This window comes from Mycobacteroides sp. H001 (assembly GCF_001440005.1).
GTDB classification, from domain to species: domain Bacteria; phylum Actinomycetota; class Actinomycetes; order Mycobacteriales; family Mycobacteriaceae; genus Mycobacterium; species Mycobacterium gwanakae.
This window is the reverse complement of sequence record NZ_LJYH01000034.1, coordinates 34,009-55,866: the sequence shown is the minus strand read 5'-3', so window position 1 is coordinate 55,866 and position 21,858 is coordinate 34,009. Positions and strand designations below refer to the sequence as shown.

Annotated in this window: 11 protein-coding genes; 2 read left to right on the top strand and 9 right to left on the bottom strand. The window is 65.5% G+C overall.

Features of this window, described 5'->3' with window-relative positions:
• Nucleotide 1: 1 nt before the first annotated feature.
• Nucleotides 2-361, bottom strand: coding sequence for an FKBP-type peptidyl-prolyl cis-trans isomerase (locus AOT83_RS16750; RefSeq protein ID WP_030094367.1), 360 nt, complete (start codon nt 359-361; stop codon nt 2-4).
• 23 nt (nt 362-384) lie between these two features.
• Here AOT83_RS16750 and AOT83_RS16745 point away from each other — a divergent pair, with 23 nt between their 5' ends.
• Together AOT83_RS16745 and AOT83_RS16740 are read left to right on the top strand one after the other, a co-directional pair.
• Nucleotides 385-1,842, top strand: a complete 1,458-nt coding sequence (locus tag AOT83_RS16745; protein WP_057966576.1) for an NAD(P)/FAD-dependent oxidoreductase — start codon at nt 385-387, stop codon at nt 1,840-1,842.
• A gap of 59 nt (nt 1,843-1,901) precedes the next feature.
• Nucleotides 1,902-2,885 carry an LLM class F420-dependent oxidoreductase gene (locus tag AOT83_RS16740; protein ID WP_057966577.1) on the top strand — a complete coding sequence of 328 codons (984 nt, stop codon included), beginning with the start codon at nt 1,902-1,904 and terminating at the stop codon, nt 2,883-2,885.
• Here the strand turns inward: AOT83_RS16740 and AOT83_RS16735 are convergent.
• From AOT83_RS16735 to AOT83_RS16700, 8 genes are all read right to left on the bottom strand, one after another.
• Entirely contained in the window at nt 2,882-3,277 is a 396-nt protein-coding gene (locus tag AOT83_RS16735; RefSeq protein ID WP_057966578.1) for a MarR family transcriptional regulator, read from the bottom strand. The two genes, AOT83_RS16740 and AOT83_RS16735, sit on opposite strands and share 4 nt — an antisense overlap.
• 28 nt (nt 3,278-3,305) lie before the next feature.
• Nucleotides 3,306-4,718 carry a DHA2 family efflux MFS transporter permease subunit gene (locus AOT83_RS16730; RefSeq protein ID WP_057966579.1) on the bottom strand — a complete coding sequence of 471 codons (1,413 nt, stop codon included), beginning with the start codon at nt 4,716-4,718 and terminating at the stop codon, nt 3,306-3,308.
• A gap of 73 nt (nt 4,719-4,791) precedes the next feature.
• The gene (locus AOT83_RS16725; protein WP_162269697.1) at nt 4,792-6,075 is read right to left on the bottom strand and encodes a citrate synthase; all 1,284 of its coding nucleotides are present in this window, start codon (nt 6,073-6,075) and stop codon (nt 4,792-4,794) included.
• A 72-nt stretch (nt 6,076-6,147) separates the two neighbouring features.
• Complete coding sequence (locus tag AOT83_RS16720; RefSeq protein ID WP_057966580.1) at nt 6,148-6,915, bottom strand: DJ-1/PfpI family protein; 768 nt, start codon at nt 6,913-6,915, stop codon at nt 6,148-6,150.
• Nucleotides 6,912-7,889: a GlxA family transcriptional regulator gene (locus AOT83_RS16715; RefSeq protein ID WP_057966581.1), complete on the bottom strand. Its 978-nt coding sequence runs from the start codon at nt 7,887-7,889 to the stop codon at nt 6,912-6,914. The genes AOT83_RS16720 and AOT83_RS16715 overlap by 4 nt, the downstream gene beginning before the upstream one ends.
• A gap of 62 nt (nt 7,890-7,951) precedes the next feature.
• The gene (locus AOT83_RS16710) at nt 7,952-9,328 is read right to left on the bottom strand and encodes a DUF2252 domain-containing protein (RefSeq protein WP_057966582.1); all 1,377 of its coding nucleotides are present in this window, start codon (nt 9,326-9,328) and stop codon (nt 7,952-7,954) included.
• Between the two features lie 10 nt (nt 9,329-9,338).
• Nucleotides 9,339-10,616 (bottom strand): MFS transporter, encoded by a 1,278-nt coding sequence (locus AOT83_RS16705; RefSeq protein ID WP_078313674.1) that lies wholly within the window; start codon nt 10,614-10,616, stop codon nt 9,339-9,341.
• A gap of 110 nt (nt 10,617-10,726) precedes the next feature.
• Nucleotides 10,727-21,838, bottom strand: coding sequence for a type I polyketide synthase (locus AOT83_RS16700; RefSeq protein WP_057966584.1), 11,112 nt, complete (start codon nt 21,836-21,838; stop codon nt 10,727-10,729).
• Between the last annotated feature and the right edge of the window lie 20 nt (nt 21,839-21,858).

Genomic DNA, 21,858 nt, shown 5'->3' with positions numbered 1-21,858 from the left:
CCTAGCGCGCGCCAAGCAGGTCGATCACGAACACCAGCGTCTTACCCGACAGCTGATGCCCCGCACCCGCCTCGCCGTAGGCCTGCGCCGGCGGCACCGTGAGCTGGCGACGTCCGCCCACCTTCATGCCGGGGATACCGTCCTGCCAACCCTGGATGAGCGCATCGAGCGGGAACTCGATGGACTCGCCGCGGTTCCACGAGCTGTCGAACTCCTCGCCGCTCTCGAACTCGACACCGACGTAGTGAACGTTGACGACCGATCCGGGTGCGGCCTCCGCGCCATCACCGACGGTGATGTCCTTGATGACCAGTTCGGTGGGCGCTGGACCTGGCTGAAAATCGATCTCGGGTTTCGTCATGCGATCGACCCTATCGTTAGGTCATGACCGATAGGTATGACACCGTAATCGTCGGTGGCGGACACAATGCCTTGACCGCCGCGGCGTATCTGGCGCGCGCAGGCAAGCGGGTGCTGTTACTGGAGCGGCTCGACGTGCTCGGCGGGGCGGCGATCTCGGCACCAGCATTCGAGGGCGTGGACGCCCGGCTGTCGCGCTACTCATACCTGGTGAGCCTGATGCCGCGGCAGATCATCGATGACCTGGGATTGGATGTACGCCTGGCGCGACGCAAGTACGCGTCGTACACGCCGGATCCCGAGGACGGCGGCCGAAGCGGGTTTCTCGCCAGCACAAATGATTTCGCAGAGTTCGGAGCACTCTGCGATTCGGTCACCCGGCCATTGTGGGACTCGATGCTGGAGCCACTGCGGCGCCGAAGCGACATCCGCACGGGGGCCTGGGAGCAGCTGATCGAGACACCCATCGGGGAGGTGATCCGTGCGGCCACACCCAACGACCTGCAACGCGGAGTCCTGCTCACCGACGCATTGATCGGAACCATCGCCAGTGCCGATGATCTTTCCCTGCAGCAGAACATCTGCTTCCTCTATCACCAGATGAATCCGTGGGACGTCCCCATCGGTGGCATGGGCGCTGTGACGGGCTCGCTGGAATCGGCCGCCCGACGGTACGGTGCCGAACTGCGCACCGGGGCAGAGGTTTTGTCGATCAATCCCGAGGGCGAGGTGCGCTATCGGGCCGGTGACGATGAGCACACCGCAATCGGCGAGCGTGTACTCAGCGGCGTCACGCCTACCGTGCTGGCCCGTCTCCTCGGCGAAGATCCGCCGGAGGGTCAGCCTGGGGCGCAGGTCAAGGTCAATCTGCTGCTAACCCGTCTGCCGCGCCTGCGAGATGAAAAGGTCACACCGGAGCAGGCTTTCGGCGGCACCTTCCACATCAACGAGACATACACGCAGCTGGAGAACGCCTACCGGCAGGCACAGGCGGGCGCCGCCCCTGACCCGTTGCCGTGTGAAATCTACTGTCATTCACTGGCTGACCCCAGCATTCTGTCACCAGAGCTGCGAGCATCCGGCGTGCAGACATTGACAGTGTTCGGGCTGCACACACCGCACGGACTGTCCGCAACGCGCGAGGAACTGCAGACCGCCGTGCTTGCATCGCTGAATTCGGTACTGGCCGAGCCGATCACCGATGTGCTGGCCACCGACTCGCACGGAGACCCGTGTATCGAGACCAAGACCACCGCCGATCTGGAGCACGCCCTCGGCATGACGGCGGGCAACATCTTCCACGGCGGATTGCAGTGGCCGTTCGCCGAGGACGACGACCCGCTGGCGACCGCCGCACAACGCTGGGGCGTGGACACGGACCACGACCGGATCCTGCTGTGCGGCTCAGGGTCCCGCCGCGGAGGCGGTGTGTCCGGTCTCGGCGGATACCACGCCGCAATGGCTGTACTCGACGCTAACTGAGTGCCGCCGCCCGCACCGACCTAGCGTTTCATCCCGCTCGACCGGGGTACACGACGGACATGACACGTTTCGGCTACACCCTCATGACCGAGCAGAGCGGACCAAAAGACCTTGTTCGCTACGCCGTTTCCGCCGAGCAGGCCGGATTCGACTTCGAAGTGTCCAGCGACCACTACTCTCCCTGGCTCAGTGCGCAGGGGCACGCCCCGTACGCCTGGACTGTGCTGGGCGCGGTGGCTCAGGCGACCGAACGAGTCGACCTGGCCACGTATGTCACGTGCCCGACTATGCGCTACCACCCGGCCGTCGTCGCGCAGAAGGCCGCGACCCTGCAGATCCTCGCCGACGGCCGATTCACCTTGGGGCTGGGCAGTGGCGAAAACCTCAACGAGCACGTCGTCGGTCATGGGTGGCCGACGGCCAAGCGTCGCCAAGCGATGCTCAGAGAAGCAATCCAGATCATTCGCGACCTGCTCGACGGTGAGCATGTGGACTGGAAGGGCGAGTACTTTCAGGTCGACTCGGCGCGACTGTGGGATCTGCCCGACATACCTGTCCCGATCGGCGTCGCGGTATCCAGTGGTGACACCGCGGCGAGTTTCGCTCCGGCCGCAGACCACCTGATCGCGGTAGCACCCGAATCGGAAATCGTGGACGCGTGGCACCAGGCGCGCCGCTCTGCCGCACTGCCCAAGGAGAGTCGCGTGATCGGTCAGCTGCCCATCTGCTGGGACACCGACCGCGACGCGGCGGTAAAGCGCGCGCACGCCGAGTTCCGCTGGTTCGCCGGGGGCTGGCCCGTCAACGCCGACCTGCCCACGCCCGCCGGATTCACTGCCGCAACACAATTCGTCCGGCCCGAAGACGTCGCGGGGCATATCCCCTGCGGTCCGGATTTCGACACGATCATCGAGAACGCCCGTGCCTACGCGAAGGCGGGCTTCACCGATATCGCCCTGGTGCAGGTGGGCGGCGACAGCCAGGATCGCTTCTTGTCCGAGGCCGCCGAACCTCTGCTCGCGGAACTGCGCGCCTCGATCTAGCCGTCGTGCACAGTCGGGCCGGTGGCCTTCTCCAGGAGTACGCGCAGGGATTCCAGCTCGCCCTCGGCCAGCCCGGCAAGACCGGCCGGTGCGGGATCGTCCATCTCCGCGATGACCGCTATCAGGCGCTGGCCTTCGTCGGTCAATGACACACGCTTGCACCGTCGATTGTCGGGATCGACGCGACGCACCACCAACCCACGCTGCTCCAGATCGCTCACCGCGACCGTCGCCGCTGGAGCATCCAGCGCCGTGGCCTCCGCGATTCCCTTCACTGTCATGGAGTGTCGCGCAAGCCTTCTCAGGATGCGCACCCGACTGAACGGCAGGCCGGTCGCCTCGACGACCGTCCGACGCCAACCATCGCGATTGTCCAGTACCAGGCTCGCCATGGTGCGCCAGACCTCATCCGCGAGGGGCCTATCCGACACGAGAAACCTCCCGTGAGGCAGTGCTCTCGATGAGCGGTGCGAGTCGCTGCGCCGAGCGCAGCGCGAACGGTGACGTGGACACGATACCGAGCGTAGCGATGGCGAGCCCGAGGCCCGCACACATGAACCACAGCGCGGGTGCACCGATCGAACCGCACAGTGCCACACCGATACTTACGCCCACCTGACGACTCGTGGAGGTGACCGCCGAGGCCGCGCCGGCGCGATCCAGCGGCATACCGCTGACCGCCGCATTAGTGATCGGTGCGTTCACCATGGAGAATCCCGCGCCGAAGATGGCGAAGACCACCAGGAGCTCCCAGATCGGTGTCGCCGCCGTAACCCGGGCGAGCAACAGCGAGGCGGTGAAGAACAGCGCGCCCGCCGCCAACAGTGACGGCCTGGCGCCGAACCGGCCCACCATACGGCCCGATATCGGCGAGAACACCAGCGCGCCAACGGCAATCGGCAGATAGACCAAACCGGTATGCATGGCCGAGAAGTGCCGCTCGCCCTGTAGGTACAGCGACATCGTGAACAGAAACGCGCTCCATGCCACGCACGCACATATCGCGGTGAGGGTGGCCGACGCGAACGGGATGCTGCGGAAGAACCGCAGATCGATGAAGGGGTGTCGCCGCCGGGACTCATACCTGAGGAACACCGCGAATGCCGCCAGCGCGGTGATCAGAACCACGATGAGCCGCGGCGCGGCCCATCCCAGCGACGGCCCTTCGATGAGCGTGAACACGATGCCGAACAGGAACAGCACGGCGAGCACCTGCCCCACCGGGTCCATGTCGCGCATGGTCGCCGACTTGCTCTCCGGCACGAAAATAGCCGTCAGCGTAAACGCCAGCGCGCACACCGGCAGGTTGATCCAGAAGACGGCACGCCAGCCCACCCATTCGATCAGCAGCCCGCCGACTATCGGGCCCAGCGCCATCGATATCCCGACGACCGCGCCCCAAAAGCCCAGCGCCCTGGCACGTTCCACGCGCCCGGTAAAGACCTGCGAAATGATGGACAGCGCAACCGGATTGAGCATGGAGCCACCCACCGCCTGCAGCAGACGCGCGGCGATGAGCAACCCGACGGTGGGGGCCACGCTGCACAGCAGCGAACCCACCGCGAAGATCGACAGCCCGATGTGGAAAACCTTCCGGCGCCCCAGCCGATCCCCCGCGGCACCCGAGAGCATGAGCAGCGAGGCCAGCCCCAGGGTGTAGATGTCGATGACCCATTGCAGCTGCGAGGTGCTGGCACCGAAATCGGCCCGGATGGTCGGTAGCGCCACGTTCACGATGGTGGAATCCATCGACACGATGAGCAGACTCAGACAGCAAGACCCCAGGATGACGATCTTGCGGCGCTCACTGAGCGCACCGACAGCTGCTTCCACACAACCATTGTGAAACTACAACTGTTAGCGATGCAAACAGATTTATGTGAGCTTTGTCATCTCCCGAGGGAAGCTACGGGTACTGACGCTCTCCGTAACCGGTGTAGATCTGACGCGGGCGACCGATCTTGCCCGGCTCCGAGTGCATCTCACGCCAGTGCGCAATCCAGCCGGGGAGCCGGCCCAACGCGAACAGCACGGTGAACATGCGAGTCGGGAAGCCGATGGCCCGATAGATCAGACCGGTGTAGAAGTCGACGTTCGGGTACAGCTTGCGCTCGATGAAGTAATCGTCGGTGAGTGCGGCTTCCTCGAGGGCCTTGGCGATCTCCAGGAGCTGATCGTCCCCGCCGAGCTTGCCGAGGATCTTGTCGGCCTGCTCCTTACAGATGCGCGCACGCGGGTCGTAGTTCTTGTAGACACGGTGCCCGAAGCCCATGAGCTTGACGCCGTCCTCGCGGTTCTTGACCCGTCGCACGAAGTCATGGGTATCGCCGCCCTCGGAGCGAATGCGCTCCAGCATCTCCAGCACCGCCTGGTTGGCGCCGCCGTGCAGCGGGCCCCACAGCGCGTTGATGCCACCGGAGACAGAGGTGAACAGGTTCGCGTCGGACGAACCGACCAGCCGCACCGTCGAGGTCGAGCAGTTCTGCTCGTGATCGGCGTGCAGGATCAGCAGCATGTCGAGCGCCCGGACGATCTCCGGATCCACCTCATAGGGCTCGGCCGGTAGACCGAAGGTCATCCGCAGGAAGTTCTCGACGAGGGTAAGCGTGTTGTCCGGGTACAGGAACGGCTGACCGACCGACTTCTTGTACGCGTAGGCCGCGATGGTCGGCAGCTTCGCGAGCAACCGGATCGTGGACAGCTCGACCTGCGCGTCGTCATGCGGGTCCAGCGAGTCTTGGTAGTAGGCACTGAGCGCGTTCGCGGCGCTGGAAAGCACCGGCATCGGGTGCGCGTTGCGCGGGAAGCCGTCGAAGAACCGCTTGAGGTCCTCGTGCAGCAGAGTGTGGCGCTGAACCTTGGTGGTGAAGTCCTCCAGCTGCTGCGGCGTGGGCAGCTCGCCGTAGATCAGCAGGTAGCTCACCTCGATAAAGGTGGACTTGTCGGCCAGCTGCTCAATCGGGTACCCGCGGTAGCGCAGGATGCCGGCGTCGCCGTCGATATAGGTGATTGCGCTCTTGGTCGACGCGGTGTTGACGAACCCCGCATCGAACGTGGTGTAGCCGGTATCAGCCAGCAGTTTCCCCAGCGCGAAGCCATCCGAGCCTTCGGTCGCGCGGACGATATCCAGCTTCGTTTCGCCTCCGGGGTACTGGAGAGTAGCGAAATCGTTGTTGTCGGCCACAGGCATCCCTTCTGAGGTTCAGCGGCTCCATGAGAACGTTCATAGAGAAGGTAGTCGCTCCCTCCACACGGCGCCTGGTCAGGGTCGAGGTCGGGGGTCCACCCGGGTGCCGAGCGACCGGCGGCGGCTCCCTTTCCGGCGCACCGTCGCGAGTGCACCGTCCCACAACAACATCGCGCCCGCGGTGATGATCGCCGGCTTGAACGTGTCCCTGGCAAGCCCGGCGGTCGCCGTGGCCTTGGTCGCGGCACTGGCCTTGGACATGTGCCCGGAGTCGAAGGGCGGCTGCGGGTCGTATTCGATACTCAGCTGAATCGCCTTGGCCCGCTCCTCCCCGGCGATGTGGCCCGCGAGCCACAGCCCCAGGTCGATACCCGCGGACACCCCCGCCGCGGTGACCACACCGCCGTCATCCGCATGCACGATGCGCTCATCACCGACCGGGGTCACCCCGAACGGCTTCAGCAGCGGGAGCGTGGACCAGTGCGAGGTGGCCCGCTGGCCCTCGAGGAGACCGGCTGCCGCTAATACCAGCGAACCACTGCACACCGAGGTGGTCCACGTGGTCGTCGGGTGCACTCGGCGCAACCACTCCAGTAGCTCTTCATCGCGGGCCGCCATGGTCGTTCCGGGCCCACCGGGCACCAGCACGACATCGGGTGCGGGGGTCTCCTCGAACGAGTGCGTGGCACCGATGACCAGCACGCCCGAATCAGCGGTGATGGGTCCGGGCTGGTGCCAGACGAAGCGGACTTCGGTGTCGGGCATGAAGCGCAACACCTCGTAGGGACCGATGAAGTCCAGTGCGGTGAAATCCGGGTACAACACGATGGCGATTTGAGTCATAACGAAGCCCTTTCGGTGCGATAGAAGGTCTTGCGGTACTGATCGGGCGATACGCCCATGCGGCGAACAAAATTGCGGCGCAAGGATTCCGCAGATCCGAACCCGCAGCGATCCGCGATCACCACCATGGTGTCGTCGGTCTCTTCGAGCTGACGGCGCGCGGCCTCGGAACGGATGCGTTCCACATAGGCCGACGGCGCCTCGCCGACTTCCGCGGTGAAGACCCGGGTGAAATGCCGTGGGCTCATCGCGGCCAGACGAGCCAGCTCGGGCACTCGGTGTGATCCGCCAGGCTGCGCCTCGATGGCCTCTTGCACATCGCGGATCGGCATGCGCTTGGCCCGCGGCATCCACACCGGGGCCGCGAATTGCGACTGCCCACCCGGACGGCGCAGATACAGAACAAGCCAGCGCGCCACCGTCTGCGCCACCTCCGCGCCGTGATCGTCTTCGACGAGGGCCAGCGCCAGATCGATACCCGCCGTCACCCCGGCCGCCGTCCACGTCTTGTCCGAGCTGCGTATGAAGATTGGGTCAGGATCTACTGTGATGCTTGGGAATTCACTAGCCAAGGTCTCGGCGATAGCCCAGTGGGTGGTGGCCCGGCAACCGTCGAGCAGGCCGGCCTCGGCGGCCAGGAACGCACCGTTGCAGACGCTGACCACCCGTCGCGCGCAGCGTGCCGAAGCACGGATCCATTCCATGACGGCCGGATCCCGCTGAACCGCGGGCACACCGACGCCGCCAGGCAAGACCAAGGTGTCGCATCCCGCACCGGGATCAGGCAGCGGACGGGTGACCAACTCCATACCCGAACCGGTGGCGATCGGACTGCCATTGCTGGACACCAGCGACACGTCGTAGCCGGGGGTACCGGTCAAGTACTGGGATGCGGTCGAGAAGACCTCATATGGCCCCACCAGGTCGAGGGCCTGAACTCCCGGAAAACCCAGGATCACCACCGAACGCGTCACGCCTCTTAGTGTTCGCCACCTGGGCAATGGCGTCCAGGTCGGGTATCCCACAAATTAGGACATCAGGAGCTCGGCAGCCACTGCTCCCCAGAAGCATCGAGCAGCCGCTGGTGATCCGCACGATTGACGCGCACGTAGGCGTCGGCGAAGTCAGCGAAGGCCGCATCAGCGGTATTCGGATCGGCCCCCGCGCCGAGGTAGCCCGCGATCACCCCGGGCACACCCGATTGAGCGTGGGCACGCGCCAGCGCCATCGCACACAGCGACCCGTACAGCGCCAGGTCGTTGGGATCCGTGAGACTGGCGATCTCGACCGATCCCTTCATATCGCGGAACTGCCGCACGTAGAAGCTGCCGCGACGCGTCGAGGACACGTAACCGAGGAAGGGATCACCGCTGGCCTGCATGATCCGCTGGCCGGCCACCACCCGGCGCCCGTGATCCAGCCGCAACTCCTGCGGAAAATACGGCTCGATCACCGAGGCCGAAGCCTCCTTCATCTGCAGGAACAGCGGCGACCCATCGGCGTCGGTGAGCAGGGCGAGATAGCAACGGGTGCCCACACTTCCGACACCGACCACCCGCACCACCGCATCCTCGAACTGATGGCATGCCAGCAGTGCTACGACGTCCTCGGGCACCGAACCGAAGTACTCCTCCACCATCGCGGCGGCTTCGGAGAAACCCACCTCCGGGACCCGGACCGCAATGTCCTGCTGCTCCACGATTCGGTAGCGACCGTCGACGGTGGTCGCCGTCAGCTTCTTCAACGCACGATGCGAGGTGTTGCGGGAGGCCTTCGAGACCGTTTCGGTTGCCAGCTTGGACGCGCTCTTGGACAGTCGCGAGACCAGATCCAGCACCTCGAGCGCGGTCGTCTTGAGATAGAACCGTTCCAGGGCAGACAGCTGCGCCAATTCGCGCATCCGGGTGCGGTAGGCGGCGGCGGTCTTGGTGGCGCTGGCGCGCACCGCGTCGTCCGACATCCCGAATTCCTGGCCGAGAATCGCCACACTCGTGACCAGTCGTTTGACATCCCATTCCCACGGACCGATCGCGGTCTCGTCGAAATCGTTGACGTCGAACAGCAGCGCACGCTCACGCGAGGCGAAGAGCCCGAAGTTGGAAAGGTGTGCGTCACCGCAGATCTGAATCGGTACCCCGGTGGTTGCCGTGCCGGCAAGATCGGAGGCCATGACCGCGGCCGCCCCACGATAGAACGCGAACGGCGATTCCGACATGCGCTCGCGGCGCACCGGAACCAGCGACGGGATCCTGGACGTGTTCTGCGCGGCGAGCACCGCGATCGGATCCCGGTGCGGTTGATCGGGAAGTTCCGCGAGGCGTCGCCGCGGCATCTGGTCACGCAGCCCGCGGCCCAGAGCAAGCTGCTTGTCCCGCGGAAGTCGCCGCAAGTCCACTGGCGTCAGAGCGTCCATGGGGTGAAACCTACTGGGGCTGCACCTTGTCCTGGTCAGCCTCGCTCGCATCCTCCGCTGTGATCTCCTCCGACGTCCGGAACCGCACGAACACCGGAACGAGGAGCGCGGCAACGACCACCCCCACCACCACAAGCGCACCACCACCGGCGGCGGCCGCCGTCGTACCCACGACCGCGGCGGCCGCACCATGCGTGAAGTCGGCAACCCGCGGCCCTCCGGCCACCACCACCGTGAACACACCCTGCAAGCGGCCGCGCACATCGTCCGTCGCCACCGATTGCAGGATCGTTGTCCGGAAAGCCGCCGACACCATGTCGGCGATACCGCCGATCACCAGGAACACCAGCGACAGCCACAGCAGCGGCGCGTGCGCGGTGAGCCCGAAACCCACCATCGCCAGCCCCCACACCACGATGCTGACCACCACCGCCAGACCCTGGCGATCGATCCGATGGAACCAGCCGGAGAACACCCCGCCGATCACCGCACCCACCGATATCGCCGCCGACAGCAGCGCGATCACGGTGCCGCCGTCGGCTGGATCACCGAACCCCTCGTGGGCAATCTGCGGGAACAGGATGCGCGGCATCCCGAAGATCATGGCGATGAGGTCCACCACGAAAGACATCAGGACGATCTTGTGCCCGGCCAGATAGCGGAAGCCCTCGAGGACGTCACGAAGGCCAGAAGTGTTGGCTTGCAGATCTTTTGACGCACTACTCGGCGGCATCCTGTGCAGCCGGACTGTCGCCCAGATCGGCGCCAAGCACGCGATGGCGTCAATCAGATACAAGGTGGACAGATCCACCCACTTCAGCAGCACCCCGGCCAGCAGCGGACCCGCGATGAACCCGAACTGTTGGACCGTCATGTTCAGCGCGTTCGCGGCCGGCAGCTGATCGAGCGGAAGCATCCGCGGAATCGCCGCGGCGCGCGTCGGTGAATTCACCGCGAAGAAGGCCTGCTGTACCGAGAGCAGGCACAGCACCACCCACACGTTGTCGACGGATAACGCGGCCTGCAGCCACAACAGCACCGAAGAAACACCCAGCCCGATGGCCGTAATGATCAGCAGGGTCCGCCGGTCCATCCGGTCCGCCAGCGCGCCGCCCCACAGGCCGAACACCACCAACGGCACCAAACCGAAAACGCCCGTCAGTCCCACGTACGCCGAACTGTGGGTGAGCGCATAGATCTGAACCGGGACCGCGAACAGCGTGAGCCCAGCGCCGATGACCGTGACGACCCCGGCCAGCCACAGACGCCGGAAATCGGCGTTGCGCAGAGGAGTGATGTCCGCAAAAAATCGACTCAGACCGCACCCGCTCCACTAGTCACCGGCCAACAGATACCGCAGCCGTCCAGGCTGGCTAACTTACCTGGACGGCTACGGGTTCACCGCGCCGGCTCGGATACTTCGTCAGATGGCGTGAGCACCGTGTCCGGCTCTGACTCGGACTGCGCTGGCTCCGCCGCGGGTTGTGCTTCCTGCGATTCGGATTCCGCATCCGGCAATTGCGCCACCAGGTACTCACCGAGCCCACCGATGGTCGGGTAGTCGAACACCGCCGTCGCGTTGATGGTGAACTTGCCGCCGAACTGGCTGTGCAGCCGGTTACGCAGCTCGATCGCCATCAGCGAATCCGTACCGAGGTCCAAGAACCGGCTCGTCGCGGCCGGCGGCTGCGCCAGGCGCAGGAAGTTCTGCACCTCGCGCTGCAGGAACTCTGTCACGAAACCCGCCCGCTGCGGCACCGGTATCTCCATCAGTTGCTTGAGCAACTCGCTGTCACCGGTCACCTCGCCCACGGCACTCGGCAACACGAGGTCCAGGATCGGCGGACGCGAACTGCCCAGCACCTTCGCCGCACGCTGCCAGTTGGCCTTGATGACGGTGGCCTGGCCCGTGCCGTTGGCAATGACCTCGGCCAGAGCCGCGAGTGCCGCCGAGGGATCCAGCGGAATCAGGCCCTGCGCACTGATGTTCGCGGTCGCCGCCTCCGAGGAGGCCATACCTCCTTGCCCCCAGGGGCCAAAGTTGACGCCGGTGGCGGGCAGGCCCTGCGACCTGCGCCGCGCGATCAGACCGTCGAGCCACGCATTGGCCGTCGCGTAGTTGGACTGACCAGGCGAACCGAACAAACTCGACACCGAGGAGGACACGATGAAGAAGTCCAGATCCTCGTCCTTCGTCAGCCTGTCAAGGTAATCGGCACCGAACGCCTTGGGCGCCAAGGTGGTCCGGAACCGCTCCACGCTCTGCTGACCCAGCAGGGCGTCATCGAGCACGCCTGCCAGATGCGCGATGCCGCCGAGCGGGGGCAGCTCCGCCCGAATCCGCTCCAGCAGCTTCACAACCTCGGACTCCTCGCCGACATCGGCGGTGAAGACGTGGATGCGGGCCTTGGAGCGCTCACTGATCTCCTCGATCAACCGTTGCGCGTCCACATCTGGAGCACGGCGACTGGTCAGCACGATGTCACCGGCACCGAGCTGAGCCAGATACGACGCGGTGTGCAGGCCGATCGCACCCAATCCACCAGTGATCAGATAGGTCCGATCCTGCTGTGGTGCGAGTGGATTCGGCATCTGGCACACGATCTTGCCGATATGGCGGGCCTGCTGCATGCGGCGGAACGCCGTCCTGGCCTCCGTCAGCGGGTAGATCTCGGCGGGCAGTGGTGTCCACTCCCCCTTGGCCAAACCGTCCGAAACCTCCGTCAGCAAGCCCCTAATACGTTCGGGCTCTTGGAACATCACCGTGTCCAGCGCGACGATCTCGTAGGCGATATCTGGGCGTGCCTCGGCCATCTGCTCCGAAGTCCAGATATCACGCTTGGCGATCTCGGCGAAACGGCCGTTCTTGGCGGTGGCCCGCACGGTCGCCTCGACAAACCCTTCGCTGGTGAGGCTGTTGAGCACCACGTCAACGCCATGCCCATCGGTGTCGGCGAGGATCTGGTCGGCGAAATCGGTTGTACGCGAGTCATACACATACTTCACGCCGAGCTTGCGCACGGTCGCCCGCTTGAAGGTGCTCGCTGTCGCATAAACCTCGGCACCGCACTGTTGCGCCATCTGTATCGCAGCCAATCCCACACCACCACTGGCCGCGTGGATGAGCACGCGATCGCCGGGCTTCAGCTGCGCCCAGTCGAAGGCGAGCCGAACCGTTAGCGCCGCAGCGGGAATCGTGGCGGCCTCGACCGCACTGATCCCGTCCGGAATCGGCGCCAGGAACTGAGCCGGTGCGTTGAACCGGCTGGCGAAGGCACCCTGCATGGAGCCATAGACCCGCTGACCCACCGCGACCTCGGTAACACCCTCACCCAATTGCGTGACGACACCGGCGAAGTCACCGCCGATCGGACCCGGGTCACCCGGGTACAGACCTAGCACGTTGAGCACGTCACGGAAGTTGAGACCGGCGGCCTCCACCCGCACCTGCACGTAGCCCTCGTCCGGCGCCTCGACCTCCTTCTCGGTGATCCGCAGGTTGTCGATGGCACCCCGTTCGGTGGGCAACAGGGCGTAGTCGCTCCCGCGCGGCACCGTGAGATTGCCGCTGCGTGACCACGGCAACAACCGCGAGGCGAGCAGCTTGCCCTGCCGCACAGCGATTTCCGGCTCCTCGACCGGCGTAACCAATAGATTCGCCAGCGCCTGTACAGCCTCGGGTGAGCCGTCACCATCAACGAGCTTGGCACGCAGCGCCGGTTCCTCGTTGATGGTGGTGCGCCCGAATCCCCACAGGGAAGCCTGCACCGGATCAACCGGCTCGCCCGACTCGGTGGCCACGGCGCGCTCGGTGACGATCCAGAGACCATCGGGAAGTTTCACGCCATTTTGTGCGCCGTTCTGCACCGTATGCACAGCACTGAGCAGGTTGGCGATCTCGGTCTCCAGACGCGCGATCTCATCGGTGCTCGACTCCTGCGCACCCGGTGCGGCGGCACGCCAGACGACACCGGAGAACGGCACGCCGCGCTCCTTGGCCTCTGCCAGCACCTGTCCGAGAAGTTCCGGATTACTCGTCCGATCGAACGGGATGCAGCCCGGCACCCTGGCGGCCAGCTCGTCGAACCCGGCGATCAGCCAGGTACCGCTTGCCGTCGCGGTGCCATCCTCCGCGGCTGGCACCGGAACCTCGTGCCAGCCAAGGGTGTACAGCAGGCGGGTGGCATCGCCGCCCAGCCCGCGCAGCAATGCCTCGCGCGGCGCACGTTTCACCGTGAACTCGCGAATCCCACCGAGGTGACGGCCATCGCGATCGAGATAGTCGAGATCGAAGACCTGGGTCTCGCTGTCCAGCGCGCTCTCATGCCACCGGGCCCGGCAGTAGAAGCGCCGCGGCATCTTTTCCTTCAACGTCACCTGGCCGTACCGCAAGGGCAGGAACAGATCGTTGATGCCCTGCTCAGCCGCGAGCAGGGCCGGGAACGCCGGGAAGGCCACACCGGTGCACAGATCCATCAGCACCGGGTGCATCGGCTCGGTACCGAGCTGTTCTGCAAGTTCCTCACCGACGAGGACGTCGCCGATGGCCTCACCCTGACCAAGCCAGAGTGACTTCAGAGAGCCGGACCAGGTTGGGCCCCAGGACAGTTCCAGATCAGCGAAGGTTTCGAACAGCTCGTTCGGACGCATGCGCTCCATCCGCTCTATGGCCGCGTCAACCGGCTCGGCCTCCGAGGACTGGCCGGCCGCATCGTCGGCGCTGTCATCGATACCCGGTACGACGGTGCCTTCGGCGTTCAGTGACCAGTCCACATCGCGTTCGCCGTAGGGACGGCTGTGCACCTGGAACTTCGACCCACTGCCATCCTCCAGCGGATGCAGCGTCAGCTGTACCTCACGAGAACTCTTCTCCGGCAAAATAATCGGCTCGTAGAAGAACACATCCTTGGCCCGTGCCGGAGTGCCGACGGCCGCCAGGGCCATCGCGGCATACGTTGCGCCGGGTACGACGACGGTGCCGTAGATAACGTGGTCGGACAGCCAGGGCTGCGACCTGACCGACAACCGGCTGATGTAGACAGAATCGCCGGAGGCCAGGTCTTCGCCTCGACCCAGGATGCCCGCGGACAAGCCGCCCCCGCCTTCGATGGCGGCGCCGGACGACTTCGGCCAGAAGCGGCGGCGCTGGAAGGGATAGGTCGGCAATTCCAGCGTGTTACGCGGGTGGCGCCGCAGCGCGGCGAAATTGGGCCGATGACCGCCGACGTACGCCGCGGCCAGTGCCTCGGCGATCTGGCGTCGGTCGCCAACACCCTTGCGCAGCGAGACAATCGCCCGCGGAGCGGCCAAGTGCTCCGGCCAGACCTGCACCGCGGCGCCGGTCAGCACCGGCTGCGGGCCGATCTCCATCAGCACCGAGCAACCCAGCGCGGCCACGGTGCGCACACTCTCGGCGAACTGCACCGGCTGACGGGAATGCCGCCGCCAGTACTGGGCGTCGATCGGGGTCTGTGCCGTCAGCACCGCACCCGTGCGGTTGCACACCAGCGGCAACGTGGGAGTCGCGAACTGTACTTGCGCTGCGTACGACTCGAATTCGTCGAGCACGGGGTCCAGCAGCTCGGAATGGAACGCATGGCTGGTCTCCAGCCAGGTGCACCGGATTCCCTCCTCCTCGAAGCGCGCGACCGCCTGTTCCACATCCTCACCCGGACCCGACAGCACGGTGTTCGGTCCGTTGTAGGCGCCCACCGACACACGCGGAAAATCACTCGCGATCTGTTCGACATGCTTGGCGTCGCTGAAGACGGCCACCATGCGCCCGCCCGCGGGCAGACTGCCGAAGAGCCTGCCGCGCTCGGCGATCAGTCGCGCACCGTCCTCCAGACTGAACACTCCGGCGACGCATGCGGCCGCGTACTGGCCGACACTGTGGCCCAGCACCACGTCGGGCTCAATGCCCCACGACTGCCACAGCCGGGCCAGACCCATCTCTACGGCGAAGATGGCCGGCTGCGCGAATGACGTGTGCCGCAGTACCTTCCCGGCTTCTCCGCCGGTTTCGCGATCGGTGGCGAACATCACCTCCAGCAAGGGCCGCTCGACGATGTCCTTGACGGCTTCCGCGCAGCGTGTGACGGTCTCGGCGAAAACCGGCTCTGCGTCGAACAACTCACGCGCCATACCGGGATACTGACTGCCCTGTCCGGTGAACAGCCAGGCCGTTGTCGGGTGGTTCGTGTGCTCGCCACGAACCACACCGGGGCGCAGCCGGTTCTGAACCAACTCGGCCAGCCCCTCGCGCGCGGACTCCACCGAGTCCACGACGAGAGCGGCACGATGTTCGAAGTGCGACCGCCCACTCCCCGCGGTGAGGCAGACATCCTCGATGTCGACCTCTGGATGGGCGCTCAACCAGGACTCATAACGCTGCGCCACCGCGGCCAGCGCCTCCGGCGACCTGGCGGACAACGGCAGGACGTTCACCTTGTCGCCCTGAACTTCTGGTGTAGCGGCGGTGTCGTCGGGGCCACCTTCATCCGTCACCACTGCCCGTCGCGGTGCCTCCTCGATGAGCACGTGGGCATTGGTGCCGGTGAATCCGAACGAGCTCACCCCGGCGCGCCGTGGCCGACCGTTGGGCTCCCATGGAATGGCCTTGTCCACCACCCGAACTGGCAGCGACTCCCATGGGATGTGCGGGGACGGCTTTTCGAAGTGCAGACTCTGCGGCAGCACCCCGTTTTGGAGCGAGAGCACCACCTTGATGAGACCTGCTGCACCGGAAGCCGATTCGGTGTGACCGATGTTGGATTTGACCGAGCCCATCAGCAGCGGCCGGTCTGCCTCGCGCGAGCCACCGTAGGCCGCAGCCGCCGCCTGCACCTCGATCGGATCACCCAGCGGGGTGCCCGTTCCATGCGCCTCAAGGTAATCGACGTCCCCGCCCGCCAGACCGGCACGCGCAAGCACCGTTCCGATGAGTCGTTGCTGCGCCCCTCCGTTGGGAACGGTCAGTCCACTGGATGCGCCGTCCTGGTTCACCGCGCTACCCGGAATCACGGCCAGGACCCGGTCACCGTCGCGCTCCGCATCGCTCAATCTCTTGAGCACAAGAATCCCGCAGCCTTCACTGCGCACATATCCGTCGGCGGACGCATCGAACGTCTTGCAGCGACCAACCGGTGAAAGCATCCTGGCGCGTGAGGCGGCAATGACTGTCACCGGGCTCAACAGAACGTTCACACCACCGGCCACTGCCAGATCGCAATCACCGGAGTGCAGGGCCTGCACGGCCTGGTGGACCGCCACCAACGCCGAGCTGCACGCGGTGTCCACTGCCACCGCGGGTCCCTCGAATCCCAGCGCGAACGCAACACGTCCCGATATCGCGTTGAGCGCGTTACCGGTGATGAAGTAGGGCTCAATCTTGTCGATCGATTCCGACGACAGCAGGTGCGCGTACTCGTTGGCACCTACGCCAGCGAAGATGCCGGTTCGGCTGCCGCGCAACGCGGCCGGCGAGTATCCGGCGCGTTCCAATCCCTCCCACACCGTTTCGAGCATCAGTCGCTGCTGCGGCTCGATCCAGACGGCCTCACGCGGGGAAATGCCGAAGAACTCGGGATCGAATCCATCGATACCGTCCAGGAATCCGCCGAAGCGTGTGTACGTCTTGCCTGCGGTCTCCGGATCCGGGTCATAGAACTCGTCGATGTCAAAGCGGTCCTCGGGCACCTCGCGAATCGCGTCGACGCCTCCGGAAAGCACCTCCCAGAAGGCCTCCGGATCCGGCGCGCCGGGGAATCGGCATGACACCGAGACGATCGCGATCGGCTCGTCGGTGCGATCCGTGACAGCCGATACCTGTTGTGGCGCCGGCTTGGCTTGTTCGCTGAGGCCCAGCACCTCGCCGAGCAGATAGTCGGCAACATCGGAAATGCGCGGATGATCCATCACCAGGGTAACCGGAATCTCCTTGCCCACACCCTGCTCCATGCGTTGGCGCAGTTCGACGGCCATCAGGGAATCCATGCCGAGATCGAAGAACCCCGCGTCCTCACGGATCTCCGAGACGTCCACGCGCGTCACCTCGGCCACCGCATCGCGCAGGTAGTCCGTCAGAAGCTTCTTGCGCTGCTGCACCGGAGCTCCCGCAAGCCGTTCGACCAGCTGCGTCGTGCCCGACTGCGCGACACCCTGAGATGTGGCCAGATGCGAAGGCACCTCACGCTCTAGCTCCGCCAGGAATGCTCGCCTCCCGGCCTGCTGGTAGAGCGGTAGGAAACGGGCCCAGTCGATGCGGGCGACGACGCCCTGCGCCCCACCGTTCGATTGGGAAGCCGCCACCACATCCGCCAGGCCGGCCAGCGCATCAGACGGTGACAACGTCTTGATCCCACGTTGTTCCAGTCGCGCCCGGGATTCCGCGTCGGCCATGCCTGCCGTCCACGGACCGAAATTAACGCTGGTCCCCGCGACACCCTGTTCACGCAGACGCCAGGCAAGTCCATCGAGGAAGGCATTGGCCGCGCTGTACGCGGTCTGACCAAAGCCACCCCACACCGAGGCGATGGAGGAGGTGCTGATGAAGAAGTCGAGCTTCAGATCGGCCGCTGCTTCGCTCAGATGCCAGGCGCCCCAGACCTTACCGGCGAAGACACGGTCTACCTCGGTGTCGTCGAGATCACTGAGCGGGGTGGTGCCGATCTCGCCTGCGGCATGGACGATGCCCGCCAGCGGCGGCAACTCGGCCTGCACGCCTGCCAGCAGGCGTGCCACGTCATGTGCGTCCGCGACATCGGCGGTGACCACCCGGACCTCGCAGCCGTGCTGCGCGCCCAGTGCATCGATGCGCTGCTGTGCCGCCTCGTTCGGTTCGCGCCGACTGGTCAGCACCAGATTCTTGGCGCCGCACGCGGCCAGGTACCCGGCGATCTCCAGCCCGATCGAACCCAACCCGCCGGTGACCAAGTAGGTTCCGTTGTCGCGGATTTCCAGCGGAGTACCGCTGGGCAGATACTCCCGCCTCACGAGCCGGGGAACGTAGACCGACTGATCGCGCAATGCGATCTGGTCCTCCCTGGCTGCGGCATCGGTCGATGCGGAAGCTCGGCTGATGAACTGTGACCATTCGGCAGCACTGGCATCGGCCAGATCAGCAAGTCCACCCCACACTTGTGGAAGCTCGAGGGCTGCCGCACGGCCGAATCCCCACAGGGCACTCTGTTCTGGCGCCACGGTATCGGTATCGGTGATTCGCTGGGCGCCAAGGGTTATCACCCAGATTGGTGCCCGCAGTTCAGCAGCCGCAGCGGCGCGGAAGAGCCGCCGCGTTCCGCCCAGTATCTGGTGTTGTATCCGCAGCAACGACCGCGCCGAGGAGACACCCCCATCGAGGGCCGCGACATGCACGATGCGCAATGCCGAATCATCTTCTGCCGCAGCGCGCAGCACCTCGACGAGCTGCGCCTCTTCGGCGTCGGACGTCGGCAACCCGAGAACCCGGTACTGCTGTCCACGTGCAGTGAGCGCATCAACCAGAGGCGCGGCCGCGCCGGTTACATCACCCACGAGAAGCCAGGTGGTAGCCGTGCTGGTATCCGCACCCGCGAGCGGCGTGGGCGACTTGTCCCACCGGAACTGGTAGCGAGCATCCGCGATCGTCTGCGTGGTGCGTTGCTGGTTATGTTGTGCCGCAAGCTTTGTGAGGACCGCCAGAGTCTGCTGGTCGTCGCTTGTACCGCCAAGCAGGTTCGCGAGTTCCTCGATCTTTCCGTCCTCGAGCAGACGGACGGCCTCGGTGCGCGGCCCGGAAGCCGGCTGTTGCTGGTTCGTGGCCTCGCGATTGTCGGCGTTTCGCTTATCACTGAACCAGTACTGGCGATGCTCGAACGGATAGGTAGGCAGGTCGAGCTTTCGCGCGTGGCCGTGCCGGAACGCACCGAAATCGGGCAGGTGCCCCAGGACATACGCGTCGGCAGCGGCTTCGGTGATCTGCCTGTGGTCCGCGGTGTTTCGACGCAAGGAGGCGATCGCCCGCGGCGCGGTGGCCGGGTCGGGCCAGGCGCGGAGCGCGGCGGCGGTGAGTACCGGTTGTGGGCCGATCTCGAACAGCACCTTGCAATTCATGTCGGCGAGGGTGCGCACGCTCTTGGCGAACTCCACCGGTTGGCGTGCGTGCCTGCGCCAGTACGCACCGTCCAGTTTCACACTTCTGCCCAGCGCGGTGCCCGTGCGGTTGTCGATCAGGATCCGTTGTGGTGTCTTGTAATTGAACTTGCCGGCATACGCCTCGAACTCGTCGAGGATCGGGTCGAGCAAGGCCGAGTGGAACGCGTGACTGGTCTCCAGGAAGTCACACCGAATGCCCTCGGCGACCAGCCCCGCCACCGCCTTTTCCAGATCCTGTGCGGGACCTGACAATACGGTGTTGGCACCGTTATAAGCGGCAACCGACAGACTGGGGAAATCGTCAGTCAGGCTCTCCACCCGCTCGGCGGCGGCGAATATCGCTGCCATCCGCCCGCCGGCGGGCAAGCTGCCGAACAAGCGGCCGCGCTCGGCCATCAGCGCAGCGCCGTCCTCGAGGCTGAACACGCCCGCGACGCAGGCTGCCGCGTACTGGCCAACGCTGTGACCCAACACCACATCCGGCTCGAAGCCCCACGATTGCCAGAGCCGGGCCAAGCCCATCTCCACTGCGAACAGCGCGGGCTGTGCATAGGCGGTCTGCCGCAGCGTCGCCTCGGCATCTGGACCGTCTACATCGAAAATGACATCCAATAACGGCTTTTCGAGAACATCGGCCACCGCCGCCGCGCAACGCTTCAGCGTCTCGGCGAACACCGGCTCGGTGTCGAACAGCTCACGGGCCATGCCCGGGTACTGGCTGCCCTGGCCGGTGAACAGCCACGCCGTCTTGGGCGTGTCATGGGATTCTCCACGCCCCAGGCCCGGGGCAGGGCGGTCATCGGCGACGGCGCCGAGCAGCTCCACGGCGGCTTCACGGGAGTTGACCACCAGCGCGGCGCGGTGCTCCAAATGTGCGCGCCCCACTCCGGCGGTGAAGCACAGGTCCGCCAACGTGGCCTCGGGGTGCCCGTTCAGCCAGCTGCGGTATTGATCGGCGATCTGCACCAACGCGGCGGGTGTGCGCGCCGACAGCGGCAGAATGCTGAACCGGTCCCCCGTCGACTCCGGCTCTTCGACCGTTTCGATCTCGGCCGCTACCGGAGCCTCTTCGAGAATGACGTGAGCATTGGTTCCGGCGAACCCGAACGAGCTAACTCCCGCAATACGTGGGCGCCCGTTGCGCTCCCACGCGGTGGCCTCCTTGACGACCTCCACCGGGAGCCGGTCCCAGGGGATGTGCGGCGACGGATTCTGAAAGTTGCGGTGCTGCGGCAACAATTCGTTCTCGAGTGACAGCACGACCTTGATGACGCCCGCGATACCCGCGGCCGCCTCCAGATGTCCGATGTTCGTCTTCGCTGAGCCGATCAATAACGGATCGTTCGCCGCACGGCCGATGCCGTAGGCCGCGCCAGCGGCCTGGGCCTCAATCGGATCGCCCAGCGATGTTCCGGTGCCGTGCGCCTCCAGATACCCGACGTCACTCGGCGCGACACCGGCACGCTTGAGCGCATCGGCGATAACACGCTGCTGAGCAACGCCATTGGGCACCGTCAACCCGCCCGATGCGCCGTCCTGGTTAATCGCGCTGCCCCGGATCACGGCCCGGATGCGATCACCGTCGCGGATCGCATCCTCAAGGCGCTTGATGACGATGACGCCGGATCCCTCACCACGCACGTAGCCGTCCGCGGCCGCGTCGAATGTCTTGCACTTGCCGTCGGGCGCCAGCATGTGCGCATGCGAGAACGTGATCATTGTGGCCGGGGTCAGCAGGACATTCGCACCGCCGGCCAGCGCGAGATCGCACTCTCCGAGTTGAAGTGCTTGGCACGCTTGATGAATTGCTACCAATGACGAGCTGCACGCCGTATCGACGGCAACCGACGGTCCCTGCAACCCCAGCCGGTAGCTGATGCGGCCGGCGGCCGCGGCATTGGAGGTGCCGATGGCCATGTAGGCCTCGATCTCCGGGAAAGTCAGCTCATCGGACGCCATTCCCAGGTAGTCATGGGTGGCCAAACCGACGAACACGCCGGCGTTGGTCTCGGCCAAATCCGTTGGGGCGATTCCGGAATGCTCCACTGCCCGCCATGCCATCTCCAGCAACAGTCGGTGCTGCGGGTCCATCAGCCTGACCTCGCGCGTCGACATACCGAAGAACGGCGCGTCAAACCCCGTCACGTCATCGACGAAGCCGGCACGACGGGTTACGACCTTGCCGGGAGCTCCGGGTTCGGAGTCAAAGAATTCATCGGCATCCCACCGGTCAGCGGGTACCTCCGATATCGCATCACGGCCTTCACGCAGCACGTCCCAGAACTCGTCCGCGTTGGCGGCACCGGGAAAACGCGCTGCATATCCGATGATTGCAAAACGTGGGGCGGGATTGATCGGATGGTCAGCGGATTCCATGCTGTGGCCTCCTTGCGTCG

Bases quoted from the DNA above. Each gene is read 5' to 3' on its own strand.
- AOT83_RS16750 (WP_030094367.1), bottom strand. From the start codon at position 361: ATGACGAAACCCGAGATCGATTTTCAGCCAGGTCCAGCGCCCACCGAA.
- AOT83_RS16745 (WP_057966576.1), top strand. From the start codon at position 385: ATGACCGATAGGTATGACACCGTAATCGTCGGTGGCGGACACAATGCC.
- AOT83_RS16740 (WP_057966577.1), top strand. From the start codon at position 1,902: ATGACACGTTTCGGCTACACCCTCATGACCGAGCAGAGCGGACCAAAA.
- AOT83_RS16735 (WP_057966578.1), bottom strand. From the start codon at position 3,277: ATGGCGAGCCTGGTACTGGACAATCGCGATGGTTGGCGTCGGACGGTC.
- AOT83_RS16725 (WP_162269697.1), bottom strand. From the start codon at position 6,075: ATGCCTGTGGCCGACAACAACGATTTCGCTACTCTCCAGTACCCCGGA.
- AOT83_RS16720 (WP_057966580.1), bottom strand. From the start codon at position 6,915: ATGACTCAAATCGCCATCGTGTTGTACCCGGATTTCACCGCACTGGAC.
- AOT83_RS16710 (WP_057966582.1), bottom strand. From the start codon at position 9,328: ATGGACGCTCTGACGCCAGTGGACTTGCGGCGACTTCCGCGGGACAAG.
- AOT83_RS16700 (WP_057966584.1), bottom strand. From the start codon at position 21,838: ATGGAATCCGCTGACCATCCGATCAATCCCGCCCCACGTTTTGCAATC.